We start from the raw sequence: 26,107 nt of genomic DNA on the forward strand, positions 1-26,107 counted from the left end.
CACGGGATTGCCAATACTCATGGCATATTGAGGCTACCCGCATGGAACAAGGAATAACCCTTTGAAGCTGGAACTCAAAAACAGCTTGTCGGTGAAGTTGCTACGGGTGGTACTGCTTTCGGCATTGGCCGTGGGCGTGGTACTGAGCGCGGCGCAGATCGTCTTTGATGCGTACAAGACGCGCCAGGCCGTGGCCGGTGATGCCCAGCGCATCCTCGACATGTTTCGCGACCCGTCCACCCAGGCCGTCTACAGCCTGGACCGGGAGATGGGCATGCAGGTCATCGAAGGCCTGTTCCAGGATGATGCCGTGCGCATGGCCTCCATCGGCCACCCCAACGAAACCATGCTCGCGGAAAAAACCCGCGACCTGCAACAATCCCCGAGCCGCTGGCTGACCGACCTGATCCTGGGCCAGGAACGCACGTTCACCACGCCGCTGGTGGGGCGCGGGCCTTACAGCGAGTACTACGGTGACCTGAGCATCACCCTCGACACCGCCACCTATGGCAAAGGGTTTCTCGTCAGTTCGGTGATCATTTTCATCTCCGGGGTGCTGCGGGCGCTGGCCATGGGGCTGGTGTTGTACCTGGTCTATCACTGGCTGCTGACCAAGCCGCTCTCGCGCATCATCGAGCACCTGAGTTCGATCAACCCCGACCGCCCCAGCGAGCACAAGATCCCGCAGCTCAAGGGCCACGAGAAAAACGAGCTGGGGCTCTGGATCAACACCGCCAACCAGTTGCTCGAATCCATCGAGCGCAATACGCACTTGCGCCATGAGGCGGAAAACAGCCTGCTGCGCATGGCCCAGTACGACTTCCTGACCGGCCTGCCGAACCGCCAGAAACTGCAGGAGCAACTGGACAAGATCCTGATCGACGCCGGCCGCCGGCAACGTCGGGTCGCGGTGTTGTGCGTGGGGCTGGATGACTTCAAAAGCGTCAACGAGCAGTTCACCTACCAGGCCGGCGACCAATTGCTGCTGGCCCTGGCCGACCGCCTGCGGGCCCACAGCGGCCGTCTCGGCGCCCTCGCCCGCCTCGGCGGCGACCAGTTCGCCCTGGTGCAGGCCGATATCGAGCAGCCCTACGAAGCCGCCGAATTGGCACAAAGCATCCTCGACGACCTGGAAGCCGAATTCGCCCTCGATCACGAACAGATCCGCCTGCGTGCCACCATCGGCATTACCCTGTTCCCGGAAGACGGCGACAGCACCGAGAAGCTGCTGCAAAAAGCCGAACAGACCATGACCCTGGCCAAGAGCCGCTCGCGCAACCGCTACCAGTTCTATATCGCCAGCGTCGACAGCGAAATGCGCCGCCGCCGCGAGCTGGAAAAGGATCTGCGCGACGCCTTGAGCCGCGAGCAGTTTCACCTGGTGTACCAGCCGCAGATCAGCTATCTCGACCACCGTGTGGTGGGTGTCGAAGCGTTGATCCGCTGGCAGCACCCGGAGCACGGCCTGGTGCCGCCCGACCTGTTTATCCCCCTGGCCGAACAGAACGGCACCATCATTGCCATCGGCGAATGGGTACTGGACCAGGCCTGCCGGCAACTGCGGGAATGGCATGACCTGGGCTTCACCGAGCTGCGGATGGCGGTCAACCTGTCGACCGTACAGTTGCACCACGCCGAGCTGCCACGGGTGGTCAACAACCTGCTGCAAATCTACCGCTTGCCGCCGCGTAGCCTGGAGCTGGAAGTCACCGAGACCGGCCTGATGGAAGACATCAGCACCGCCGCCCAGCACCTGCTGAGCCTGCGCCGCTCCGGGGCACTGATTGCGATTGATGACTTCGGCACCGGCTATTCGTCCCTGAGCTATCTGAAAAGCCTGCCGCTGGACAAGATCAAGATCGACAAGAGCTTCGTCCAGGACCTGCTGGATGACGACGACGATGCGACCATCGTGCGGGCGATCATCCAGCTCGGCAAAAGCCTTGGCATGCAGGTGATCGCCGAGGGTGTGGAGACCGCCGAACAGGAGGCCTACATCATCTCCGAGGGTTGCCACGAGGGTCAGGGCTACCACTACAGCAAACCCTTGCCGGCACGGGAGTTGGTGGCCTACTTGAAACAGGCCCAGCGCAATAACGCCGCCATCCTCTGAAGCGATGCCGGCCATCGGGGCCACGCGCGCCGATGGCCGGCAAATCGATACTAAATATTTCCTGCTTATAACGCTTTACACAAAATGCAAATCTTTCGCATTATGTCGCAGTTTTGCGCGCCCCCCGCGTGCCCCATCAACAACCGAAGCAGGATGTTCGCCATGATTCGTATGCCCCTGGCCACCGCCAGCCTTCTCGCCATTGCCATTTCGCTCGCCGGTTGCGGTGAAGGCAAAGACAAGGCCGCCGCGCCTCAAGCCCCGGCCGCCGCCAGCACCACCGCCCCGGCGGCTGCCCCGGCAGGCCAGGTAGACGAGGCCGCCGCCAAGGCTGTGGTCGCGCATTACGCTGACATGGTGTTCGCGGTGTACAGCGATGCCGAGTCCACCGCGAAAACCCTGCAAACCGCGATCGACACTTTCCTTGCCAACCCGAACGACGACACCCTGAAAGCGGCCCGTACCGCCTGGATCGCCTCGCGCGTGCCGTACCTGCAGAGTGAAGTGTTCCGCTTCGGCAACACCATCATTGACGACTGGGAAGGCCAGGTGAACGCCTGGCCCCTGGACGAAGGCCTGATCGACTACGTCGACAAGACCTACGAACACGCCCTGGGCAACCCTGGCGCCACCGCCAACATCATCGCCAACAACGAGATCCAGGTCGGCGAAGACAAGGTCGATGTAAAAGACATCACCCCGGAAAAACTCGCCAGCCTGAATGAGCTGGGCGGTTCCGAAGCCAACGTAGCCACCGGCTACCACGCAATTGAATTCCTGCTCTGGGGCCAGGACCTGAACGGCACCGGCCCGGGCGCCGGCAACCGTCCAGCGTCGGACTACATGACCGGTGATGGCGCCACTGGCGGCCACAACGAGCGCCGCCGCACCTACCTGCGCGCCGTGACTCAACTGTTGGTCAGCGACCTGGAAGAAATGGTCGGCAACTGGAAGCCCAACGTCGAAGACAACTACCGCGCCACGCTGGAAGCAGAACCTGCGACCGATGGCCTGCGCAAGATGCTGTTCGGCATGGGTAGCCTGTCCCTGGGCGAGCTGGCCGGTGAGCGCATGAAGGTTTCCCTGGAAGCCAACTCGCCGGAAGACGAACAGGACTGCTTCAGCGACAACACCCACAACTCGCACTTCTACGACGCCAAGGGTATTCGTAACGTTTACCTGGGTGAGTACACCCGCACCGACGGTACCAAGATGACCGGCGCCAGCCTGTCCTCCCTGGTGGCCAAGGCCGACCCGGCGGCCGATGAAGCGTTGAAGGCTGACCTGGCGTCTACCGAAGCGAAGATCCAGGTGATGGTGGACCACGCCAACAACGGCGAACACTACGACCAGTTGATTGCTGCCGGTAACGACAAAGGCAACCAGATCGTACGTGACGCCATCGCCGCATTGGTGAAGCAGACCGGTTCGATCGAACAGGCTGCTGGCAAGCTGGGCATCAGTGACTTGAACCCGGATAACGCTGATCACGAGTTCTGATCAGTGCCGCGTTGAATGAGGCGACCTTCGGGTCGCCTTTTTTGTGCCTGCCCTCCAAGCTCCATCAACCAGCACAAATCTCCTGTGGGAGCGGGCTTGCTCGCGAAAGCGGTGGGTCAGCCAATGCATCCGTTGACTGATACACCGCTTTCGCGAGCAAGCCCGCTCCCACACTTGATCTGCCACGTCTCCAACGCCCCCCCGGTTTACTTGCCCTGCACCGCAGGTAGAATGGCGCCTTTCCTGTCACCCCGAGCGGACCTCATGGCGTTGCCGACCTTACGGATAATCGGTTTCATTATCGGCATCTTCCTGATCACCCTGGCGATCGCCATGGTCATCCCCATGGCGACCCTGGTGTTTTTTGAACGCACCAGCGACCTGCCGTCGTTCCTCTGGGCCAGCCTGATTACCTTTATCGCGGGCCTGGCACTGGTCATCCCCGGCCGCCCGGAACATGTGCACCTGCGCCCGCGGGACATGTACCTGCTCACCGTCTCCAGCTGGCTGGTGGTGTGCATCTTCGCCGCACTGCCGTTCCTGCTGACCCAGCACATCAGCTACACCGACTCGTTCTTCGAAAGCATGTCCGGCATCACCGCCACCGGTTCCACGGTGCTCAGCGGCCTGGACACCATGTCCCCGGGCATCCTCATCTGGCGCTCGCTGCTGCACTGGCTCGGCGGCATCGGCTTTATCGGCATGGCGGTGGCGATCCTGCCGCTGCTGCGCATCGGTGGCATGCGCCTGTTCCAGACCGAATCCTCCGACCGCTCGGAAAAGGTCATGCCCCGCTCGCACATGGTGGCGCGCCTGATCGTGGCGGCGTACGTGGGCATCACCATCCTCGGCAGCCTGGCGTTCTGGTGGGCCGGGATGGGGCTGTTCGATGCGATCAACCATGCGATGTCGGCGATTTCCACCGGCGGGTTTTCCACTTCCGACGAATCCCTGGCCCACTGGAAACAGCCGGCGGTGCACTGGGTGGCCGTGGTGGTGATGATCATGGGCAGCCTGCCGTTCACCCTGTATGTGGCCACGATGCGTGGCAACCGCCGGGCGCTGATCAAAGACCAACAGGTGCAGGGCATGCTTGGTTTGCTGGTGGTGACCTGGCTGGTGCTCGGCACCTGGTATTGGTGGACCACCGACCTGCCTTGGCTGGACGCGCTGCGCCACGTGGCGGTGAACGTCACCTCTGTGGTGACCACCACCGGTTTCGCACTCGGGGACTACAGCATCTGGGGCAATTTCTCGCTGATGCTGTTCTTCTACCTGGGCTTTGTGGGCGGTTGCTCCGGCTCCACGGCTGGCGGGATCAAGATCTTCCGTTTCCAGGTCGCCTACATCCTGCTCAAGGCCAACTTGAACCAGCTGATTCACCCGCGAGCGGTGATCAAGCAGAAGTACAACGGCCATCGCCTCGATGAAGAAATCGTGCGGTCGATCCTGACCTTCTCGTTTTTCTTCGCCATCACCATCTGCGCCATTGCCCTGGCCCTGTCGTTGCTGGGCCTGGACTGGATGACCGCGCTGACCGGCGCCGCCAGTACCGTGTCCGGCGTGGGCCCGGGCCTGGGTGAAACCATCGGCCCGGCCGGTAACTTCTCCACCCTGCCGGACGCGGCCAAGTGGATCCTGTCATTCGGCATGCTGCTGGGCCGGCTGGAGATCATTACGGTGTTTGTGCTGTGCATTCCGGCGTTTTGGCGTCACTGACAGGCAGCTCATGCAACCGCGCCCGGTACTCGCCGGGCGTGGCATCGAACCAGCGGCGGAACGCACGAAAGAAGTTGCTCGGGTCGGCAAACCCCAACAGGTAGGCAATTTCCAGCAGGGTCATGCTCGGCTGCGCCAGGTATTGCTCGGCCAGTTCGCGGCGGGTGTCGTCGAGCAAGGTCTGGAAACTCGTGCCCTCCTCCTGCAAGCGGCGCTGCAAGGTGCGCTGGGACAGGTGCAACGTCTGCGCAACCACTTCACGCTTGGGCTCGCCCTGGGGCAGCAATCGGCATAGCACCTGCCGCGCCTTGTGGGTCACCCGGCTCTCGGAAAACCGCGCCAGGTACTCCCCGGCAAAACGATCGTGCAACAACGCCATCGCCTCGTTCGCCGTGGGCAACGGCGCTTCCATATCGGCCCGTTCGAAAATCAGCGCGTCATAGGGCGCGTTGAACACCAGCGGTGCATGGAAGGCTTGTTTGTAGGGCGCCAGGTCCGCTGGCTGATCGCCCTGCACCAGCACCTTGCGCGGTTGCAACGTGCGCCCGGTCAGCCAGCCGCATAACGCCAGGGCACTGGCCAGGGACGCTTCGGCACTTTGCCGGGTAGGCGGCAGGTGGTCGCCGTGCACCGTCAGAATCAGCGCATAACCTTCGGGTAACAGGCGGAAACTCAGGTCGGCACTTTCAGCAATGATTCGCTGGTAACGCACCAGCCGCATAAAACCTTCGGCCAGGGTATTGCTGGACATCAAGGCGTAGCCGGCCACATGAAACGATGCCGGGCGCACCACCTTGCCCATGTTCAAGCCAATCGCCGGGTTGCCCGACAGCTCGACCGCGCGCTGCCAGAGCCGGGTCATGGAATCCTGGGGGAAGCGTGCATCCGGGTCATTCAGCGCGGCGTAATCCAGGCCAAGCTGCTTGAACAAGGCACGGCAATCCAGGCCGTCCATTTCCAGCGCCTTGACTATCCCCATCGCCCAGCTTGCAGAAGTCGTTCGTTCGCTCATGGCGTTTTCTTAACAAGGAAGGCTGAAACGACAGCCAGGAATCCGAAGGATACTAAAGTGGCATCTATTGTCACTGGCTGTTACCACTGATGACTCTAGACTCAAATAAGCTCCCCGCCGAACATCTGTCGGGCAGAACAATAACCAGAGGGCCGACCACTGTGGAAAATGCCAGGCAATTCAACAGCTTCGCCGATTTCTACCCGTATTACCTGAGCGAACACGGCAACAGTACGTGCCGTCGCCTGCACTTTATCGGCACCAGCCTCGTTATCTTCATACTCGCGTTGGCGATCGGCAAAGGTGCGTGGTGGCTGCTGCTGGCGCTGCCGGTAGCCGGCTACAGCTTTGCCTGGATCGGCCATTTCTTCTTTGAAAAGAATCGCCCGGCGACCTTCCAGCATCCGCTGTACAGCCTGTTGGGGGATTTCGTGATGTACCGCGACATGATTCTGGGCAAGGTGCCGTTCTAGCCCCACGCTTGAAGAACAATAAGAGAGGCTTTGATGAACCAGCAGGCCCGTTTCACCCATATGCAGGATGGTACCCAGGAAGACTGGGCGATCATCGCCAAGGATTTCAGTGCTTACGCCCGGCAATTGCCAAGCCGGATCCTGGCGCATCTACGGCTGCTGGAGGGCGACTTCGGCGGCTTCCCGGTGGACCGCCTGACCCACTCGCTGCAAACCGCCAGCCGCGCCTGGCACGATGGCCGGGATGAAGAGTACGTGGTGTGCGCCCTGCTCCACGACATCGGCGACACCCTCGGTTCCTACAACCACCCGGACATCGCCGCCGCGATTCTCAAGCCGTTCGTAAGCGCCGAGAATCTGTGGATGGTGGAGAAGCACGGGATCTTCCAGGGCTACTACTTCTTCCACCACCTGGGGATGGACCGCCACCTGCGCGAGCAATTTGGCGACCACCCGCAGTACCGGCAAACCATCGAGTTCTGCGCGCAGTACGACGCGGCGGCGTTCGACCCGGCCTACGACACCCTGCCGCTGAGCTTCTTCGAGCCGATGCTGGCGCGGGTGTTTGCCCAGCCGAAGAACTCGCTCTACAAGGCGGCGATGGAACGCCAGGGTTAAACCGGCAGCAATGTGCCGCCGTGACCGGTTTGGGTGGCTGGCTCCGGATCTTTGACGATCTCCCGGGCCACCATCAGGATCACGATGGCCGCAATGATGTCGAAAATCGCCAGCACCACAAACAGCGGGCTGTAGCCGACCTTGGTCACCAGCACGCCGAACACCGCAGTAAATGCCGCAGCCCCGATAAACCCGCACATCTGCCCGCCACCGGTGGCGGTGGCCACGTCGTTCTTGCCGAATGAGTCCGAGGCGATGGAAAACAGTGCACCCGACAAGGTCTGGTGGGCGAAACCGCCGACACACAGCAGGGCAATCGCGGTGTAGGCACTGTCCACCAGGCCGATGCACGCCGGGCCGATCATGCACAGGCAACCGAACAGCATCACCAGCTTGCGCGAGGTGAACAGCGAGACCTTGAAGTAGCGGTGGAACAACGGGCTCAGGTAGCCACCCAGCACACAGCCAATGTCGGCGGCCAGGAACGGCAGCCAGGCGAACAGCGCCATTTCCTTGATGTTCATGTGCCGCTCGGTCATCAGGTACAACGGAATCCAGGCATTGAACGTCTGCCAGGCCGGCTCCGAGAGCATCCGCGCCGAGGCGATGGCGAAAAAGTTGCGGCTCTTGAGGATGCGCTTCCAGCTGGCTTTCTTCTGCACGCCTTCCTTGAGGTGGGTTTCCTGGCCGGCCTCGATGTACTCACGCTCGGCCTGGGCCAGCAGGCGCTGGTCACGCGGGTGCTTGTACAGCAGCAGCCACAGCCCGCTCCACACCAGGCCGATGCCGCCAACGATCAGGAATGCCAACTGCCAGCCGCTGTGCAAAATCGCCCAGACCACCAGTGGCGGCGCCAGCAACGCACCAAACGACGAACCAAAGTTGAACCAGCCGATGGCGACGGAGCGCTCCTTGGCCGGGAACCACTCGGTAATCGCCTTGACGCCGCCGGGGAAGCCCGCCGACTCCGTCAGCCCCAGTGCGCCACGGGCCACTGCCAGGCTCTGCCAACCGGTGGCGAATGCCGCCAGGGCACAGACTACCGACCAGGAGATGGCGAAGATGGCAAAGCCCATCTTGGTACCGATCGCATCGATCACATAACCGGCGATCGGCTGCATCAAGGCGTAGCACACCTGCCAGGCAACAACGATGTGGGAGTACTGCTCAGTGGAGATGCTCAGGTCGGTCATCAGCGTGGGGGCTGCGACTGAGAGCGTGTTGCGGGCCAGGTAGTTAATAATCAGGCCGACCGTCATCAGCCCGACCATCCACCAACGGATGCCTTTGATTTTCATCGCTTCACCTTAATTATTTTTAGATTTGAGGCGTACGTTCTGCGACCGAGCGCATCCGTATTACGGGCGCTATAAAACTGTAACGTCATATGTCGTCATACAACTGTTAGCGTTATATTCAGTCCGCAGTACGATGTCAATCCGTGAAGGGTGATGTTGTACGATGACAATCGACACCCCTGTGGCGCCACGTCACTTGCGCGGCGGGATGAAGACGCGTTCATTTTCTGAGATAAAATCTTTCTGTCATTTACAGTGCTGTATCCTGCACAGGCTTTTTGAACGCGCGGAATCACCTGCGATTGATAAAACAGATCTTGCGAGGAGCGACGACGATGCACGAAATCCCTAATCTCCCCTTCCCAAGCCTGCACGAAACTGAGCAGCCAACCCCGCAACAGGCCGGTGCCACCAAGCCCGAGCCCAAAGAGGCAAAACCGGTCGACCGCAAGAGCGAAGACTGAGAGCCGTACCCAGACCGTGTGGAAAGCGTGACATTGCGCGCTTTCCACACCGCCTGAACACCGTGAGCCCCGCCATGACCGACACCACCCCCGATACCGCCCTGCTCGACACTGCCTTGCACATGGTCGACGTATGGAACCGCCTCACCCCGGAAAAACAGGCCCTCCTGCTCAAGCGCTTCGGCACCCAGGAAAACGCCCTCGCCGCGTTGGTAACCACGCAACTGCTCAACCCCGCCGATCGCTAAAAGTTTGCTTTGCTGCCCCCGCACGCGCCCAGCATCGGTATCATAAGCAGCCTATCTTTTCCTGCTGCGACAGTGGACCTCTCCCCATGCCAGATACCCAGCGCCCCATGGCGGTCACGCTGCAAGTCGTTTCCATCGTTTTGTTCACCTTCATCGGCTACCTGAATATCGGCATTCCCCTGGCCGTGTTGCCTGGCTATGTGCACAGCGACCTGGGCTTTGGCGCCGTGATCGCGGGCCTTGTGATCAGCGTGCAATACCTGGCCACTCTGCTGAGCCGGCCCTACGCGGGACGCATCATCGATAACCGCGGCAGCAAGCGCGCCGTCATGTACGGCCTGGCCGGTTGCGGGTTGAGCGGCGTGTTCATGTTGCTCTCGGCGTGGCTGTCACACCTGCCGGCGCTGAGCCTCACCAGCCTGCTGATTGGCCGCCTGGTGCTGGGCAGCGCTGAAAGCCTGGTGGGCTCGGGTTCCATCGGCTGGGGCATTGGCCGGGTGGGTGCGGCGAATACCGCCAAGGTCATCTCCTGGAACGGCATCGCCAGCTACGGCGCCCTGGCCATCGGCGCACCGCTGGGGGTGTTGCTGGTCAGTCATTTCGGGCTGTGGAGCATGGGCGTCAGCATCATCCTGCTGGCGGTGCTGGGCCTGCTGCTGGCCTGGCCGAAAGTCGCCGCGCCGATCGTGGTGGGCGAGCGCCTGCCGTTCATGCATGTGCTGGGGCGCGTGTTGCCTCACGGCTGCGGGCTGGCGCTGGGCTCGATCGGGTTTGGCACCATCGCCACCTTCATCACCTTGTATTACGCGACCCAGCATTGGGATAACGCGGTGCTGTGCCTGAGCCTGTTCGGTGCCAGCTTTATCGGGGCGCGGTTGTTGTTCGGCAATTTGATCAACCGCATTGGCGGGTTTCGCGTAGCGATTGCCTGTTTGTCGGTGGAGACGCTGGGGCTGCTGCTGCTGTGGCTGGCGCCGGATCCTCATTTGGCGTTGGCGGGTGCGGCGTTGAGCGGGTTTGGCTTTTCCCTGGTGTTTCCGGCCTTGGGTGTGGAGGCGGTCAACCTGGTGCCCGCCTCGAGCCGGGGTGCGGCGGTGGGGGCGTATTCGCTGTTTATCGATTTGTCGTTGGGGATCACCGGGCCGTTGGCCGGGGCGATTGCGGCGGGGTTCGGGTTTGCCTCGATCTTCCTGTTTGCGGCGATCGCGGCGTTTGGCGGGTTGCTGTTGAGCCTGTATTTGTATCGGCAGGCGCCGAAGTACCGCGAGGAGCGGGACGCGGCTTAGAAATCAACCTTGCCGCGGCCGGCCTTGATGCTGCCGCGTTTGGTCTTGGATTCGAGGCGGCGCTTCTTTGAGCCCAGGGTGGGTTTGGTGGGGCGGCGTTTCTTTTCGACCTTGGTGGCGCTGAGGATCAGTTCCACCAGGCGCTCGAGGGCGTCGGCGCGGTTTTGTTCCTGGGTGCGGTATTGCTGGGCCTTGAGGATCAGTACGCCTTCGCTGGTGATGCGGGTGTCGCGCAGGGCCAGCAGGCGTTCCTTGTAGAAGTCAGGCAGGGACGAGGCCGGGATGTCGAAACGCAGGTGCACGGCGCTGGAGACCTTGTTGACGTTTTGACCGCCAGCGCCCTGGGCGCGGATGGCTGTCAGTTCGATCTCGGCGTCGGGGAGGTGCACGTTGTTGGATATCACCAGCATTTTTTGATCGGGCCTTGGGGTGGAGGGGTAAGGATACGCCAATGTGTTGGGCTGCTGGGGGCTGGGGGSTGGGTACATATCCGTTATTTGGGTGATGGCTGATATTGGTTCCGCTCTTACAGCGGCTCACTTTTGAACAGCGCAAAAGTAAGCAAAACGCTCTTGCCCCACCACTCGGCWCCTCGCCTAGGCTCGGTGTGCCCTCACTCCGGCTTTGGACCGTGGGCCGCCGTCATGGGCCATCCTTGGCCCAGGACGGCTAACCCGGCGTCCTGCCGGGTTACCCACGCTCCAAAGCCTGCGTTCGGCCAGCGTGGTTTAACGGGGCGCCTAAGATCAAGATCAAAAGCAGATCAAGAGCACAGCGGCCTCCCGGCCGGCTTGAGTGTTGAAGAGCAAAAGCCAAATCAAAAGCTAAAGCGGGCACGGTCCACTGTAGGAGCTGGCTTGCCGGCGATGGCATCACCTCGGTGTACCTGCAAGACCGAGTTGYCTGCATCGCMGGCAAGCCAGCTCCTACAGAAAAGCAGCTCTGCTTTCACTCTGGTTTTTGATCTGGCTTTTAACACTCAGGTCGGCTTTCAGGCCGCCGTGCTTTTGCTTTTGATTTTGATCTGCGGGCCCCGTCAACCACGATGGCCGCAGGTAGGCACGGTGGAGCGGGTAAACCGGCAAGGATGCCGGTTTAGCCGCGCCGGGCCATGGATGGCCCGTCGCGGCGGCCCGCGGAACCGGGCCGGAGTGCGGGCATGCCGAGCCTAAGCGAGGCACCGAGTGGTGGGGCAAAGACCTTTTGGTTACTTTTGGGGCGTTTGCCAAAAGTGACCCGCTGTAAGAGCGGAACCATAAGTCGCCGTTACCGAAGAAACGGATATGTACACCATCAACTCAACACCACCCCCTCCCGAGCCTTGCGCCTGTTCTTGATCCCATAACAAACCCACATAAACACCACCCAAACCGGAATCGCATACACCGACACCTGAATCCCCGGAATCAGCAGCATCACCCCAAGAATAAACACCACAAACGCCAGGCAAACATAATTCCCATACGGATACCAAAGCGCCTTGAACAACGGCACCTGCCCAGTCCGATCCATATGCTGCCTAAACTTGAAATGCGAAAAACTGATCATCGCCCAGTTGATCACCAGGGTCGCCACCACCAGCGACATCAACAACTCCAGCGCATGCTGCGGAATCAGGTAATTCATCAACACCGCCACCAGCGTAATCGCCGCCGACGCCAGGATCGACCGCACCGGCACCCCGCGCTTATCGATCTTCGCCAATGCCCGCGGCGCGTCACCCTGCTCGGCCATCCCCAACAGCATCCGGCTATTGCAGTAAGTGCCGCTGTTGTAGACCGACAACGCCGCCGTCAGCACCACAAAGTTGAGAATATGCGCCGCGACATTGCTGCCCAACATCGAAAACACCTGCACAAACGGACTGCCGCTATAGGCGTCCCCGGAGGCATTCAGGGTCTCCAGCAAGCTGTCCCAAGGCGTCAACGACAACAGCACCACCAACGCGCCGATGTAGAAAATCAGGATCCGGTAGATCACCTGGTTGATCGCCTTCGGAATCACCGTGCGTGGCTTGTCCGCCTCAGCCGCAGTAAACCCGAGCATCTCCAGGCCGCCAAACGAGAACATGATGATCGCCATGGCCATCACCAAACCACCCACGCCATGGGGAAAGAACCCGCCGTGCTCCCACAGGTTGGTCACCGAGGCTTGTGGCCCGCCGGTGCCACTCACCAACAGGTAACTGCCCAGGGCGATCATGCCGACAATGGCGACCACCTTGATGATCGCAAACCAGAACTCGGCCTCGCCGAAGACTTTGACGTTGGAAAGATTGATCACATTGATCAACACAAAAAACGCCGCCGCCGACACCCAGGTCGGGATCTCGGGCCACCAGTAGTGCACATACTTGCCGACCGCCGTCAGCTCCGACATGCCCACCAGGATGTACAAAATCCAGCAGTTCCAGCCCGACAGGAAGCCGGCGAAACCGCCCCAATACTTGTGGGCAAAGTGGCTGAAGGAACCGGCCACCGGCTCTTCGACGATCATCTCGCCCAGCTGGCGCATGATCATGAAGGCAATAAAGCCGCAGATGGCATACCCGAGGATCATCGACGGCCCGGCGGATTTCAGCACGCCGGCCGACCCCAGGAACAACCCGGTGCCAATCGCGCCACCGAGGGCGATCAGTTGGATATGGCGATTTTTCAGGCCGCGCTTCAGTTCGCCTGAATGCGAGTTGGCTTCACTCATGGAAAGGGTCTCACGCAAGGTTTGAGGGTGCTCATGGAGGGGTGCTGCTTTGGTAACGGGCTACAGCAGCGCCGATCAAACCCCGGTCCAGCGTTTTTTCTTACGGTCATACGTCACCTGTTGTTTTTATCTGTGACGAAATCGAACCCGACGGGCTTGTGGCCAGGCGGAATGAACAAGGCGGATAGCCCTGAGAGAGTGGGATCACAGTAAAACGCGGCGCATTGTACACCGCCAAACCTGTCTGGGCTGACAGGATGCGGTGCGGCAGATAGGAGGGACATTAGGAAAATTCTTTCAGATAACGAGAAGTTGACGAAAGGACGATTCCTACAAAACGATGCAACCAACTCTCTGTTTCATCGACATAAACCAAATCGCCATCAAAACGGAATAAAAAATCCAAATGGAACCGTGTCAATAAAAATTTTGCAATCCCAAACACTCTCTTCTAGGTTCATCCACTTGCCCAGCGCAGCAAGCTGGCAAGCTCGTTCTCAAACAACGTCATCTAGGAGATTCACCATGCAAGCACTGGAAAATGACCTGGAAACCGAACTGCAACTCGACGATTGGTTTGAAGCGCCGACCCATGAGGCCGCCGTTGAAATGATGCAAGCCGATGCCGTCGTGCCGTTCGGCACCGCGATGTGGCCTTTCTAATCTGATCAGGCACCCCGGCAGGTGCGGGACGCCGCACCTGCCACTGCTCCTACCGAAGGCTTTGAAGGAAGGACGTCATGGACAAGGCCCGCGCCGTCGAACATTTTCTGTATTACCTCGCCCATCACCCGGCCCTCGCCGGCCTGCACCGCCCCACCATTTTGCTTGGCCATACCGAACGCTACGACGCTATCGCCCAATCGATCATCCAGGGCAGCGCTGCCCGCTTCGACTTCCAGGTACAACGCCTGGACCAGGCCCCCAGCGAAACGCTGGCCAAGGCCATCGAAGGCTGTGACCTGTACATGTTTCTCTACGATTCCTCGACCTTGCCCAACCCACGCGCCGAAGGCCCGGACTTTATCCGCGCACTGCAGGGCGTGATGGCCGAGCACTGGAAAAAGTCCCTGCTGCTCAAGGACTATGGCGATTACTTCTACGACACCTTCAGCGTCGCCCCACAGCGGATTGCCGACCTCAACGCCACGTTGATCCGGCGCATGTCCCAGGCCCGCGTGCTGAGCTTCACCGACCAGCATGGCTCGCGCCTTGAAGCGCCCATGAGCAGCATCAAGAAGTGGACCAATATCAACGGCGTCGGCAACCACGACCTGGCGCCCGGCGAGATCGCGACCCACAGCGAGGCCATCAACGGCCAGGTGCGGTTTGTCGGCACCTTCCTCAGCACCATTCCCTTTGCGCGTAAATACGGCGTGCTGCAATCACCGCTGGAACTGTGGATCGAGAACTCGACCATCTGCACCGTGGCCAGCGAAGTGCCGGGGCTGGCGGATGACTTCAACAAATACCTGAATGCCAACCCGTCCAATCGCCGGGTGGAAGAACTGGGCATTGGCACCAATGAAGGCGTGAAGGATTTGTATGCGCGCAACGCCGGCTTTGAAGAGCGTCATTGCGGGCTGCACCTGGGATTGGGTGGCGGGCAGAAAGGCAGCCATCATCTGGACCTGATCTTCGCCAGTGGCGTGTTGGCCCTCGACGATAAACCCGTGTTCGATGGGGCTTTCATGTTCTGACACGCCCGCCAAAACAATGGAGATCAACTGTGGGAGCGGGTTTGCTCGCGAATGCGGTGGGTCAGTCACTGGATGTATCAACTGATACACCGCATTCGCGAGCAAGCCCGCTCCCACAATGGACCTGCTTTGCTCATAGAGCAGGTTCCAAATCCAGGCCAAAAAAAACGCCAACCCGAGGGTTGGCGTTTTTATGCAGCGCTTAACGAATCACTGCGGCTTCTTGCGACCAAAACCTGGACGCTGGCCGGAACCGGCCGGTGCACCACGACGCTTGCCCGATGGCGCGTCATCGACCAGCTTCAGGCCCGGGCGCTTTTTCGGCGATGGCTTGGCTGGACGTTTGGTGCTGGCGCTGTCGTCGGCACGGCCCGCAGCCGGAGCACCACGACCAGACTCGCCACGGTTACCGCGACCGCCAGCAGGTGCATCACCACGACCGGCTGGACGCGGTGCGCGCGGCGCACGTTCGCCATCCTGACGGGGCGGTGCCGAAGGACGACGCTCGCCTTCGATGTGCGGCTCGCGGGAGATGCGGCCGCCCGTGGCCGGTGCATCCAGCGCAGGGCGCAGGGTGCGGGCAACACGGTCGGTACGCGCCACCGGACGCGACGATTTACGCTGCATACGCTCAAGCTTGTCTTTGCTCTTGGCGTTCATCTGCGGCATGGCCACCGGCGTCAGGCCGACTTCGGCACTGAGGATGTCGACTTCGTACTGGCTCATTTCGCGCCAGCGGCCCATCGGCAGGTCGGAGTTGAGGAACACCGGGCCGAAACGCACGCGCTTCAGGCGGCTGACCACCAGGCCCTGGGATTCCCACAGGCGACGTACTTCACGGTTACGGCCTTCCATCACCACGCAGTGGTACCAATGGTTGAAGCCTTCGCCGCCCGGCGCCTGCTTGATGTCGGTGAACCTCGCCGGGCCGTCTTCCAGCACGACGCCGGCTTTCAGGCGCTCGATCATTTCGTCATCGACTTCGCCACGTACACGCACCGCGTATTCACGGTCCATCTCGTAGGAAGGGTGCATCAGGCGGTTGGCCAGCTCACCGTCGGTGGTGAACATCAGCAAGCCGGTGGTGTTGATGTCGAGACGACCGATGTTGATCCAGCGGCCTTCTTTGGGGCGCGGCATCTTGTCGAATACGGTTGGACGGCCTTCCGGGTCGTCACGGGTGCAGATTTCGCCATCAGGCTTGTTGTACATGATGACGCGGCGCACCGATTCGGCGGCCTCTTCACGCTTGATGACCTTGCCATCAATGGTGATGGCATCGTGCAGGTCGACGCGCTGGCCAAGGGTGGCTTCAACGCCGTTGACCTTGATGCGCTTCTGGGTGATCCAGGCTTCTACGTCGCGGCGCGAGCCTACGCCGATACGGGCGAGGACTTTCTGCAGTTTTTCGCCTGCGGGGCCGATTTCCTGGGTGTCGTTCTGGTCTTGGTCACTCATCTTAAGCACCTCCCGGTGTGTCGATTCAGGCTTGGCCTGAAGATAGTAAAAGCTGGGCTTTTGGCGAACGCATCGCCAAAGGGTCGCGAATCATACGCTCATGGCGCGCGTTGCGCATCAGAGACTAGTCGATAAGTGCAGGCTCATTTGCCTTTCCGCCGACCGGTGGCACCCAGCGCCAGCAGGCGCAGCTCGGCTTCGGCGAGTACCGTGCGCTTGTCGACCTTGTCGAGTTTCTTCCAGGCACGGATCTCGCGCTTGCTGCGCCCGCAGCCCACGCAGATGTCATCGGTGAATTTGCAAATGCTGATGCAGGGGTCTTTGGTGGAGCTCATTCGAATTCTCCTTGCTGGCGACAATCCAAATGTGGGAGCGGGCTTGCTCGCGAATGCAGTGTGTCAGTCGCCGGATGCTTGGCTGACCCACCGCATTCGCGAGCAAGCCCGCTCCCACATTTTGTTCTGCGTCAGTCTTCGAATTGGCGGCGTTCGTTTTCGATGGCTTCGGCCAGGGCGCGGGCTTCGTCTTCTTCGTCGCTCAGCGGCGGTTGTTCGAGCGCTGCGACGGCGGCCAGCAGTTTGGCACGGGCTTCGGCGACGCCGAGGATGTCCTCCTCGGGTTCAGGCTCGGGCTCATCTTCAACTTCGACTGGCAGCTCAACCTCAACGTTCAGTTGCAGCGCAGGCTCCTGCTCACCGTCACTGGCCGCACCATCACGCAGCAAGTCATCGAAGTCAGTCTTGATGCCCTGCTCCATGTCATCCAGTTCCAGCAACAATGTGTGGAAACTGGTTTCGTCCTTCGGCTCTTCCGGCTCGGCGCTGGCGTCGGCCAGCTCCTGCAACCCGGCGGGCACCGGTGCGTCGTCGAAATCCAGGACCGGGTCCGGCTCCATCTCCCGCAGCTCGGCCAGCGGCGGCAAGTCGTCGAGGTTTTTCAGGTTGAAGTGGTCGAGGAACACCTTGGTAGTGGCAAACATCGCCGGCTTGCCGGGCACGTCGCGGTAGCCAACGATCCTGATCCACTCCCGCTCCAGCAACGTCTTGACGATATGGCTGTTGACCGCGACGCCGCGCACGTCTTCGATCTCGCCCCGGGTGATCGGCTGGCGATAGGCGATCAGCGCCATGGTTTCCAGCATCGCGCGGGAATAGCGCTGCGGGCGTTCTTCCCACAGGCGGCCGACCCACGGCGAAAACTTCTCGCGAATTTGCAGGCGATACCCGGAAGCCACTTCCCGCAGCTCGAAGGCACGGCCGTCGCAGGACTTGCGCAGAATCTCCAGGGCCTTCTTGAACACCGGCGGCTCAGGGCGCTCGGCTTCTTCAAACAGTTCGAACAGGCGCTCCAGGGATTGCGGCTTGCCCGAGGCCAGGAGAAAGGCTTCCAGCAGCGGAGCCAGTTCGCGGGGTTCAGTCAGATTCATCGATTCAGCTCTTTATTCGGCTCGCGCCCGCACGTGGATAGCCGCAAAAGGCTCATTCTGGACCAGCTCGACCAAGGATTCCTTGACCAGCTCAAGGATCGCCATAAAGGTCACGACTACCCCCAGGCGCCCTTCTTCCTTGGTAAACAGCTCGACAAACGGCACAAACCCGCCGCCCTTGAGGCGATCCAGCACATCACTCATGCGCTCGCGGGTGGACAGTGCCTCGCGGCTGACCTGGTGGCTTTCAAACATATCGCCACGGCGCAGTACTTCGGCCATGGACATCAGCAACTCTTCCAGGCTCACGTCCGGCAGCAGCTTGCGCGCCCGGGCTTCCGGGGCGTCGAGCTTGGGCACCACCACATCGCGGCCGACCCGGCTCAAACCGTCGATGCCTTCGGCCGCGGCCTTGAAGCGCTCGTACTCCTGCAGGCGGCGGATCAGTTCGGCGCGGGGGTCATCCTCTTCCGCCTCGATAGTCTCCGAGCGCGGCAGCAGCATGCGTGACTTGATTTCCGCGAGCATCGCGGCCATCACCAGGTATTCGGCGGCCAGTTCCAGGCGCACGGTCTGCATCAGTTCGACGTAGCCCATGTACTGGCGGGTGATTTCCGCCACCGGGATGTCGAGGATATTGATGTTCTGCTTGCGGATCAGGTACAGCAGCAAGTCCAGCGGACCTTCGAAGGCTTCGAGGAAGACTTCCAGCGCATCCGGCGGGATGTACAGGTCCAGCGGCATTTCCATCACGGCCTGGCCGTAGACCATGGCAAATGGCAGTTCCTGCTGGGCGCCCGCCTGGCTGTCGACGGCTTCCACGGCCGACATTCAGGCCTCAACCATGAACGGTGCCGGGTCGCCACACCCTACGCGCACCACTTCCGGCTCGCCGTCGGCCAGGTTGATCACGGTAGAGGCCTTGTTGCCGCCGTAGCCGCCGTCGATGATCAGGTCGACGTGTTTTTCCAGCAGCCGGCGCATTTCATAAGGGTCGTACAACGGCTCTTCTTCCCCCGGCAGGATCAGTGACACACTCATCAGCGGCTCACCGAGTTCGGCCAGCAGCGCCAGGGCGATCGGGTGTTCCGGCACCCGCAGGCCGATGGTGCGCTTCTTCGGGTGCAGCAGCAGGCGCGGCACTTCGCGGGTGGCGTTGAGGATGAAGGTGTAGGGCCCCGGCGTGTGCGCCTTGAGCAGGCGGAAGGTGCCGGTGTCGACCTTGGCGAACAGCCCCAGCTGGGACAGGTCGCTGCAAATCAGTGCGAAGTTGTGGTTCTTGTCCAGGTCACGCAGGCGTCTTACGCGCTCGACCGCATTCTTGTCGCCGATCTGGCAACCGATGGCGTAGGACGAATCCGTGGGGTAGATCACCACGCCACCGGCACGAATGATCTCCACGGCCTGTTTGATCAGGCGCGCCTGCGGGTTTTCCGGATGAATCTGGAAGAATTGACTCACGTGTTCTACCTGTTCAGACGGTGGCAATAATGGGGTCATGTTTGAAGCGACACCAAAGGGGCGGCAAATCTTCCGGAACGGCGCGGTACTCGCCAATCTCGGACCAGCCGCCGGGGCCATGAAAATCACTGCCGGCGCTGACCAGCAGACCAAATTCGCGGGCAAGAATCGCCAGGCTGCCTACCTGCTCGGCGGGTTGATGCCCGTTGACCACTTCGATTGCGTGGCCGCCCGCTCCAATATAGTCGCCAATCAGCTTGCGACGCTTGCTGCGGGTGAAATCGTAATGCCACGGATGCGCCAGGCTGACCCAGGCACCTGCTGCCCGCAGTGTGCCAACGGTGTCTTCCAAGGTTGGCCAGTGTTGCTTGACGTCCCCCAGCTTGCCGGCACCCAGCCATTTGCGGAACGCTTCGGCGCGATCCTTTACAAAACCTTCACGCACCATCCAGTCGGCAAAGTGCGGGCGGGCCGGGGCGTTGCCGCTGTCACCCAGTTCCTGCTGGATGGCGCGGGCGCCTTCCAGGCCGTTGGGCATGCCCTTGAGGGCCAGCTTGCGGCTTATTTCTTCGGACCGCAGCCAGCGGCCATCGTGCAATTTGGCGATGGCCTCCACCAGCGGCGGCGCGTTGACGTCGAAACCGTAGCCCAATACGTGGATGGTTGCGCCGCCCCAGGTGCAGGACAATTCAACTCCGTTGACCAGTTGCATGCCCAACGCATGCGCCGCCTCGCGGGCCTCTGCCAGGCCTTCGAGGGTGTCGTGGTCGGTCAACGACAGGACTCGCACGCCTTTTTCAAACGCACGCGCAACCAGGACCGCGGGCGCCAGGGCGCCGTCGGAGGCTGTGCTATGGCAGTGCAAATCAACATTCACGGGAGTGTGTAACCTCAAGTCAGCTGGCGCTTTCGCTACCAAGGATGTTTGTTATTATGCCGCCACATCCAGCTTCTGGCTCTTACTGTGAAACAATTCATCGACTTCATCCCGCTGTTGCTGTTTTTCATCGTTTACAAAACCGACCCTCGCGTTATCGATCTTGCCGGCCACGAGCTGACCCTCGGCGGCATCTACAGCGCCACGGCGGTGCTGATCATCAGCTCCGTGGTGGTCTACGGCGCGCTCTTCATCTCCCAGCGCAAGCTGGAAAAAAGCCAGTGGCTGACCCTGGTCGCCTGCCTTGTGTTCGGCAGCCTGACACTGGCCTTCCACAGCGAAACCTTCCTTAAATGGAAAGCCCCGGTGGTCAACTGGCTGTTCGCCCTGGCCTTTATCGGCAGCCACTTCATCGGTGATCGCCTGCTGATCAAGCGGATCATGGGCCACGCGCTGACCTTGCCAGACCCGGTGTGGACCCGCCTGAACATCGCCTGGATCGTGTTTTTCCTGTTCTGCGGCGCCGCCAACCTGTTCGTCGCCTTTACCTTCCAGAGCTACTGGGTGGACTTTAAGGTGTTCGGCAGCCTGGGCATGACCGTGCTGTTCCTGGTCGGCCAGGGTATCTACCTGTCGCGCCACCTGCATGACACCGACCCTACCACGCCGAAAACCGAGGACTGACATGCTCTACGCCATCATTTCCACCGACGTCGCCAACTCCCTGGAAAAACGCCTGTCCGTACGCCCGGCCCACGTCGAGCGCCTGAAACAGCTGCAAGCCGAAGGCCGCCTGGTACTGGCCGGCCCGCATCCTGCGGTAGACAGCAACGACCCGGGAGACGCCGGCTTCACCGGTAGCCTGGTGGTTGTCGAGTTCGCCTCCCTGGCGGCGGCACAAGCCTGGGCCGATGCTGATCCGTATGTAGCGGCCGGCGTGTACGCCCAGGTGCTGGTCAAACCGTTCAAGCAAGTCCTGCCTTGATTCGTTGCGCGCTGAACCAAATGGCTTCAGCGCACTCCTAAACGCTCATTATTCCCGGTAACCTGCCGACAACGTTCTGAATATTCGTGTGGAATCAGGAGTTCCGATGCGCTTACGTCAGTTGTGTCTGTTGGCAGTGTTAATGATCGGGGCTACGGCCCACGCTGAAGAAACCTCGAACACCGGCAGTTCCACGCCCCTGTCCTTGAGTGCCGGCAGCCAGATCACCGATTTGCAGCAACGTTTGAAAGAAAGCGAACGCCAGCGCGATGAGCTGAGCAAGCAATTGCAAAGTGCTGACGCCACGCGGGAAAGTACCCAACTGAGTAAACTGCGCCAGGAGAACCAACGCCTGGTCCAGCAACTCAAAGAAGCACAGGGCAGTGCCTTGCCACGCTGGCTTACCGAGCAACAACAATGGTTCGTGACCGGCGGGGCAGTCGCACTGATCGCCCTGTTATGCGGGATCTTCGCCAGTGGCGGGCACCGGCGCCGTCGACAATGGCTAAATTGAGTGAGTCATGAGCGAGCTGTTACTGATAGATGATGACCAGGAGCTCTGTGAGCTGCTGACCAGTTGGTTGAGCCAGGAAGGTTTCCAGGTGCGCGCCTGCCATGACGGCTTGAGCGCCCGCAAGGCATTGGCCGAAGCCGCCCCGGCGGCCGTGGTGCTCGACGTGATGCTGCCCGACGGCAGCGGCCTGGAGCTGCTCAAGCAATTGCGCAGCGACCACCCGGAACTGCCGGTGCTGATGCTCTCGGCCAGGGGCGAACCCCTGGACCGGATCCTCGGCCTGGAACTGGGCGCCGACGACTACCTGGCCAAACCCTGCGATCCTCGTGAACTGACCGCGCGCCTGCGCGCCGTGCTGCGCCGCAGCCACCCGGCCGCCGTGTCCACTCAGCTGGAGCTGGGCGACCTGTGCTTCAGCCCGGTGCGTGGCGTGGTCACTATCGATGAACAGGAATTTGCCCTGACCGTGTCCGAAAGCCGCCTGCTGGAAGCCTTGCTGCGTCAGCCCGGCGAGCCGCTGGACAAGCAGGAACTGGCGCAAATCGCCCTGGGCCGCAAGCTGACCCTGTATGACCGCAGCCTGGACATGCACGTCAGCAACCTGCGCAAGAAGATCGGCCCGCACCCGGATGGCCGGCCACGGATCGTGGCGCTGCGTAGCCGCGGCTATTACTACAGCCTCTAGCCCGCGTAGCAGCTGTCGAGCCTCGGCGAGGCTGCGACAGCATCGCCGAGGTACATGTTTCAGACCGCAGCGCCTGCCTCGCAGCCTCGCCAAGGCTCGACAGTTGCTACGGTCGCCAATAGTTTTGTCAGCCCCGCCCAAAATCCTCTTTACCCAAGCTTTACCGTCCCCTGACTGCCGCTGACCTTGATCTCCGTAATCTACTCACATCCGGACTCACCGGAATAGAGACAGGAGAATCACCATGCGCAAGACCCTTATCGCTTTGATGTTCGCTGCTGCCCTGCCAACCGTTGCCATGGCCGCTGCGCCAGAAGGCCCAGGCCCGATGGGCGGTCCTGAAGGCCACATGATGGGTGGCCCAGGTCACGGCGGTGAACACGGCATGCGGGGCAAAGGTGGCCCTTTCAGCCAGCTGGACCTGAGCCCTGAACAGCGCCAGCAGATCGGCAAGTTGATGGGCCAGCAATGGCACGCTCGCAAAGAGTTGGTGCGCAAGTACCTGGACAAACTGCCAGCCGCTGATCAGAAAGCCATGAAAGACGAAATGGCGGCCGCCAAGCAGAAAACCCAGACCGACATCCGTGCCGTGCTGAAACCCGATCAACAGAAGAAATTCGACGAGATCGTGAAGAAACAAGCCGAGCGCCGCGCCGAGTGGAAGGAATTCCAGGCCTGGAAAGCCCAGCAGCCGCAAAAAGCGCAATAATGATCTAGCTTCACTCCCAGCCCAGTGGCCACCGCCGCTGGGCTTTTCCTGTTTGAGGATTTCTTGTGCGTTCATTGTTCTGGCGCGTCCTTGCCAGCTTCTGGCTGGCCATCGCCCTGGTTGCCGGGTTGTCGATCCTGCTTGGGCATATGCTCAACCAGGACGCCTGGATTCTCAGCCGCCACCCCGGGCTCAATAACCTCGCGCAGGAATGGACGCAGCTTTACGAGGCCCAGGGCGAGGACGCCGCCCAGGAGCTGCTGCAGCAGCGCAAGCGTCAGTACCACATTGACGTGCAAGTGCTTAACGAAAGCGGCGAGCCTGTGGTGCGCGGCACTTTCCCGCGCCGCGCCGCCGCCCTCGAAGCCCGGCAAAACGACAGCCAGGACCGCCACCTGCCCTGGCGCCGGCTGACCGCCGAGTACACCAGCGAAAAAACCGGCGACACCTACCTGCTGATCTACCGCATTCCCCACCCGGAACTGGACGCCTGGCACCGCAGCAGCCTGCTCTGGCCGTTGAGTGCCCTGGCGATTGCGCTGGTGGTGCTGACCCTGTTCAGCCTGTTGGTGACGTTGTCCATCACCCGCCCCCTCAGCCGCCTGCGCGGCGCAGTGCACGACCTGGGCCAGACCACCTATCAGCAGAACAGTCTGGCGCGGCTGGCCAACCGTCGCGACGAATTCGGCGTGCTCGCGACCGACTTCAACCGCATGGGCGCCCGCCTGCAAAGCCTGATCGGCAGCCAGCGCCAGTTGCTGCGGGATGTGTCCCATGAACTGCGCTCGCCCCTGGCCCGCCTGCGGATCGCCCTGGCCCTGGCAGAACGGGCCACGCCCGAAGCGCGGGAAAAACTCTGGCCGCGCCTGACCCGCGAATGCGACCGCCTGGAAGCGCTGATCAGCGAAATCCTGGTACTCGCCCGGGTGGACGCTGATAACGCCAGTGCCGAAGACATCGACCTCAACCCGTTGCTCCGGACCCTGCAAAAAGACGCCTTGCTCGGCGCGCCGGACCAACCCGTGCAGCTGGATGCCGAGGCCGGGCTGCACCTCAAGGGCTGGCCGACCATGATCGAACGCGCGGTGGATAACCTGCTGCGCAACGCCCAACGCTTCAACCCGCCCGGCCAACCGATTGAAATGGAAGCCAGACGCCAGGGCGAACGCATTGTGATCAGTGTGCGCGACCACGGCCCCGGCGTGGATGCCGAACACCTGAGCCAACTCGGCGAGCCGTTTTACCGCGCCCCGGGGCAAACCGCCCAGGGCCATGGCCTGGGCCTGGCCATTGCGCGGCGCGCCGCAGAGCGCCATGGCGGCAGCCTGATCCTGGCCAATCATCAAGGCGGCGGCTTTATCGCCAGCGTGGACCTGCCGCTGGAGCCTGGGGTTGTCATTCAACCCTGATGATCTTCTATGATGGTCCTTCTCATTAGGAGGGCCTTTGATGACTGATCTGCTCACCCCCATCCAGGAAGCACTCGATTTACCCGTCACCCCACTGGCCGTAACCGAGGTCGGCGCCCTGCCCTCGACCTTTGCCGTCACCGAACTGGCCAGCGCCAGCATCGGTGCCGCAGGCCAGGCGGTCGCCCAGTTGCTGTTGCAGCAAACCGGGCGCCAGCCCTCGGTGACCGTGGACCGGCGCCTCGCCTCGTTCTGGTTCTCCTCCTCGCTGCGCCCCGACGGCTGGACCACCCCGCCGCTGTGGGACCCGATTGCCGGCGACTACGCCTGCACCGATGGCTGGATTCGCCTGCACACCAATGCACCGCATCACCGTGCCGCCGCCGAGCGCGTACTCGGGCAGGTCGCTGATCGTGACGCGATGGCCGCGAAGGTTGCGCCATGGACCGCTGCCGAGCTGGAACAGGCGATCGTCGAAGCCAACGGCTGTGCGGCGCAGATGCGTTCGTGGCAAGACTGGCAAGTTCATCCACAAGGCTTGGCGGTCAGTCAGGAACCGCTGGTCCATCGCCAGACCTTTGCAGCCCTCAGCGACAAACCCTGGCTGGGCTCGGTGGCAAGGCCGCTGGCGGGCATCAAGGTGCTGGACCTGACGCGCGTATTGGCCGGCCCCACCGCCAGCCGTTTTCTCGCAGGCCTCGGCGCCGATGTACTGCGCATCGACTCCCCTGACTGGAACGAACCCGGCGTGGTGCCGGAAATGACCCTGGGCAAACGTTGCGCCCGCCTGGACCTGAAAAACCCCGACGACCGCCTGATCTTCGAAAACCTGCTCAAGGACACCGACATTCTGCTGCACGGCTACCGCGCCGATGCACTGGAACAGTTGGGCTACGGTGAGGCTGCGCTGCAAGCCCTCGCGCCTGGCCTGATCGACGCCAGCCTCAACGCTTACGGCTGGAGCGGCCCGTGGCGCAATCGCCGGGGGTTCGACAGCCTGGTGCAGATGAGCACCGGGATTGCCGAGGCTGGCAGGCAGTGGAAAAACTCGGACAAACCGGTGCCGCTGCCGTTGCAGGCGCTGGACCACGCCACCGGGTATTTGATGGCGGCCAGTGCGATTCAGGCGTTGAGTGAACGCTTGAAATCCGGCCGCGGCGGTTCGGCACTGTTGTCCCTAGCGCGCACGGCAAAGCTGTTGGTGGACGCAGGACAAGTCCCTGAACAACTACCGCTGCGGGCCGAAGAACCGGGTGATCAAGGCTTGGTGGTGGAGCAAACCGCCTGGGGCCCGGCCCACCGCTTGCTGCCCCCGGTGACCATCAGCGGGACACCGTTGCAGTGGGACTTGCCCGCCGGGGAATTGGGCTCACACCGCCCTCAGTGGTGACCGAAGATCCTGTGGCGAGGGAGCTTGCTCCCGCTGGACTGCGCAGCAGGCCCCAGCTTTTG

The 26,107-nt window shown here is 61.6% G+C and carries 27 protein-coding genes; 17 read left to right on the plus strand and 10 right to left on the minus strand.

What is annotated here, in order from left to right:
- The first annotated feature begins 61 nt into the window (after nt 1-61).
- From JV201_RS22665 to JV201_RS22675, 3 genes are all read left to right on the plus strand, one after another.
- Nucleotides 62-2,113 (plus strand): bifunctional diguanylate cyclase/phosphodiesterase, encoded by a 2,052-nt coding sequence (locus JV201_RS22665; RefSeq protein WP_003212994.1) that lies wholly within the window; start codon nt 62-64, stop codon nt 2,111-2,113.
- A gap of 162 nt (nt 2,114-2,275) precedes the next feature.
- Nucleotides 2,276-3,613: an imelysin family protein gene (locus JV201_RS22670; RefSeq protein ID WP_003212990.1), complete on the plus strand. Its 1,338-nt coding sequence runs from the start codon at nt 2,276-2,278 to the stop codon at nt 3,611-3,613.
- A 264-nt stretch (nt 3,614-3,877) separates the two neighbouring features.
- Entirely contained in the window at nt 3,878-5,332 is a 1,455-nt protein-coding gene (locus tag JV201_RS22675; protein WP_219406070.1) for a TrkH family potassium uptake protein, read from the plus strand.
- Here the strand turns inward: JV201_RS22675 and JV201_RS22680 are convergent.
- Entirely contained in the window at nt 5,289-6,344 is a 1,056-nt protein-coding gene (locus JV201_RS22680; RefSeq protein ID WP_003212986.1) for an AraC family transcriptional regulator, read from the minus strand. The genes JV201_RS22675 and JV201_RS22680 overlap by 44 nt on opposite strands.
- Nucleotides 6,345-6,505: 161 nt before the next feature.
- Here JV201_RS22680 and JV201_RS22685 point away from each other — a divergent pair, with 161 nt between their 5' ends.
- Nucleotides 6,506-6,817 (plus strand): DUF962 domain-containing protein, encoded by a 312-nt coding sequence (locus tag JV201_RS22685; protein WP_003212984.1) that lies wholly within the window; start codon nt 6,506-6,508, stop codon nt 6,815-6,817.
- Between the two features lie 33 nt (nt 6,818-6,850).
- Nucleotides 6,851-7,435, plus strand: coding sequence for an HD domain-containing protein (locus JV201_RS22690; RefSeq protein ID WP_003212982.1), 585 nt, complete (start codon nt 6,851-6,853; stop codon nt 7,433-7,435).
- Here the strand turns inward: JV201_RS22690 and JV201_RS22695 are convergent.
- Nucleotides 7,432-8,706, minus strand: coding sequence for an MFS transporter (locus JV201_RS22695; protein WP_052024259.1), 1,275 nt, complete (start codon nt 8,704-8,706; stop codon nt 7,432-7,434). The two genes, JV201_RS22690 and JV201_RS22695, sit on opposite strands and share 4 nt — an antisense overlap.
- A gap of 362 nt (nt 8,707-9,068) precedes the next feature.
- On the opposite strand from JV201_RS22695, the gene JV201_RS29940 reads away from it, so the two are divergent.
- The 3 genes from JV201_RS29940 (at nt 9,069) to JV201_RS22705 (ending at nt 10,731) form a co-directional block, all read left to right on the plus strand.
- Nucleotides 9,069-9,197, plus strand: a complete 129-nt coding sequence (locus JV201_RS29940) for a hypothetical protein (protein WP_003212978.1) — start codon at nt 9,069-9,071, stop codon at nt 9,195-9,197.
- 74 nt (nt 9,198-9,271) lie between these two features.
- Complete coding sequence (locus tag JV201_RS22700; RefSeq protein WP_008430977.1) at nt 9,272-9,445, plus strand: hypothetical protein; 174 nt, start codon at nt 9,272-9,274, stop codon at nt 9,443-9,445.
- Between the two features lie 86 nt (nt 9,446-9,531).
- Nucleotides 9,532-10,731, plus strand: coding sequence for an MFS transporter (locus JV201_RS22705; RefSeq protein WP_177008479.1), 1,200 nt, complete (start codon nt 9,532-9,534; stop codon nt 10,729-10,731).
- On the opposite strand, the gene arfB is transcribed toward JV201_RS22705, so the two are convergent.
- Together arfB and JV201_RS22715 are read right to left on the minus strand one after the other, a co-directional pair.
- Complete coding sequence (gene arfB / locus JV201_RS22710; protein ID WP_003212972.1) at nt 10,728-11,141, minus strand: alternative ribosome rescue aminoacyl-tRNA hydrolase ArfB; 414 nt, start codon at nt 11,139-11,141, stop codon at nt 10,728-10,730. The two genes, JV201_RS22705 and arfB, sit on opposite strands and share 4 nt — an antisense overlap.
- A gap of 883 nt (nt 11,142-12,024) precedes the next feature.
- Nucleotides 12,025-13,431 (minus strand): amino acid permease, encoded by a 1,407-nt coding sequence (locus tag JV201_RS22715; RefSeq protein WP_219406071.1) that lies wholly within the window; start codon nt 13,429-13,431, stop codon nt 12,025-12,027.
- 525 nt (nt 13,432-13,956) lie between these two features.
- Between JV201_RS22715 and JV201_RS22720 the strand changes: the two genes are divergently transcribed.
- Together JV201_RS22720 and JV201_RS22725 are read left to right on the plus strand one after the other, a co-directional pair.
- A complete protein-coding gene (locus JV201_RS22720; RefSeq protein WP_003175756.1) occupies nt 13,957-14,094 on the plus strand; it encodes a hypothetical protein in 138 nt (45 codons plus the stop codon).
- 77 nt (nt 14,095-14,171) lie between these two features.
- Nucleotides 14,172-15,131, plus strand: a complete 960-nt coding sequence (locus JV201_RS22725; protein ID WP_219406072.1) for a leucyl aminopeptidase — start codon at nt 14,172-14,174, stop codon at nt 15,129-15,131.
- A gap of 210 nt (nt 15,132-15,341) precedes the next feature.
- Here the strand turns inward: JV201_RS22725 and rluB are convergent, their stop codons facing one another.
- From rluB to JV201_RS22755, 6 genes are all read right to left on the minus strand, one after another.
- Entirely contained in the window at nt 15,342-16,589 is a 1,248-nt protein-coding gene (gene rluB / locus JV201_RS22730; RefSeq protein ID WP_003220080.1) for a 23S rRNA pseudouridine(2605) synthase RluB, read from the minus strand.
- A gap of 143 nt (nt 16,590-16,732) precedes the next feature.
- Nucleotides 16,733-16,924: a DUF1289 domain-containing protein gene (locus JV201_RS22735; protein WP_003220079.1), complete on the minus strand. Its 192-nt coding sequence runs from the start codon at nt 16,922-16,924 to the stop codon at nt 16,733-16,735.
- 131 nt (nt 16,925-17,055) lie between these two features.
- A complete protein-coding gene (scpB, locus tag JV201_RS22740; RefSeq protein WP_102369771.1) occupies nt 17,056-18,015 on the minus strand; it encodes an SMC-Scp complex subunit ScpB in 960 nt (319 codons plus the stop codon).
- Between the two features lie 12 nt (nt 18,016-18,027).
- Nucleotides 18,028-18,726: a ScpA family protein gene (locus JV201_RS22745; RefSeq protein WP_173406103.1), complete on the minus strand. Its 699-nt coding sequence runs from the start codon at nt 18,724-18,726 to the stop codon at nt 18,028-18,030.
- A gap of 120 nt (nt 18,727-18,846) precedes the next feature.
- Nucleotides 18,847-19,476 carry an L-threonylcarbamoyladenylate synthase gene (locus JV201_RS22750; RefSeq protein ID WP_003220075.1) on the minus strand — a complete coding sequence of 210 codons (630 nt, stop codon included), beginning with the start codon at nt 19,474-19,476 and terminating at the stop codon, nt 18,847-18,849.
- Between the two features lie 13 nt (nt 19,477-19,489).
- Nucleotides 19,490-20,353, minus strand: a complete 864-nt coding sequence (locus JV201_RS22755; RefSeq protein WP_003220073.1) for a PHP domain-containing protein — start codon at nt 20,351-20,353, stop codon at nt 19,490-19,492.
- Between the two features lie 87 nt (nt 20,354-20,440).
- Here JV201_RS22755 and JV201_RS22760 point away from each other — a divergent pair, with 87 nt between their 5' ends.
- The 7 genes from JV201_RS22760 to JV201_RS22790 all read left to right on the plus strand — a co-directional run bounded on the left by JV201_RS22760 (nt 20,441) and on the right by JV201_RS22790 (nt 26,045).
- Nucleotides 20,441-21,037, plus strand: coding sequence for a septation protein A (locus tag JV201_RS22760; RefSeq protein ID WP_003220071.1), 597 nt, complete (start codon nt 20,441-20,443; stop codon nt 21,035-21,037).
- A 1-nt stretch (nt 21,038) separates the two neighbouring features.
- Nucleotides 21,039-21,338, plus strand: a complete 300-nt coding sequence (locus JV201_RS22765; protein WP_003220069.1) for a YciI family protein — start codon at nt 21,039-21,041, stop codon at nt 21,336-21,338.
- Nucleotides 21,339-21,444: 106 nt separating this feature from the next.
- Nucleotides 21,445-21,852 carry a hypothetical protein gene (locus tag JV201_RS22770; RefSeq protein ID WP_003220067.1) on the plus strand — a complete coding sequence of 136 codons (408 nt, stop codon included), beginning with the start codon at nt 21,445-21,447 and terminating at the stop codon, nt 21,850-21,852.
- A 7-nt stretch (nt 21,853-21,859) separates the two neighbouring features.
- A complete protein-coding gene (locus tag JV201_RS22775) occupies nt 21,860-22,537 on the plus strand; it encodes a response regulator transcription factor (RefSeq protein ID WP_003220065.1) in 678 nt (225 codons plus the stop codon).
- A 244-nt stretch (nt 22,538-22,781) separates the two neighbouring features.
- Entirely contained in the window at nt 22,782-23,246 is a 465-nt protein-coding gene (locus JV201_RS22780) for a Spy/CpxP family protein refolding chaperone (RefSeq protein ID WP_087692654.1), read from the plus strand.
- Nucleotides 23,247-23,311: 65 nt separating this feature from the next.
- Entirely contained in the window at nt 23,312-24,655 is a 1,344-nt protein-coding gene (locus tag JV201_RS22785; protein ID WP_003220063.1) for a cell wall metabolism sensor histidine kinase WalK, read from the plus strand.
- Between the two features lie 40 nt (nt 24,656-24,695).
- On the plus strand, nt 24,696-26,045 hold the full coding sequence (locus tag JV201_RS22790; RefSeq protein ID WP_219406073.1) for a CoA transferase: 1,350 nt from the start codon (nt 24,696-24,698) through the stop codon (nt 26,043-26,045).
- The last annotated feature ends 62 nt before the right edge of the window (nt 26,046-26,107 follow it).

This window comes from Pseudomonas sp. Colony2, from assembly GCF_019382755.1.
GTDB lineage: Bacteria > Pseudomonadota > Gammaproteobacteria > Pseudomonadales > Pseudomonadaceae > Aquipseudomonas.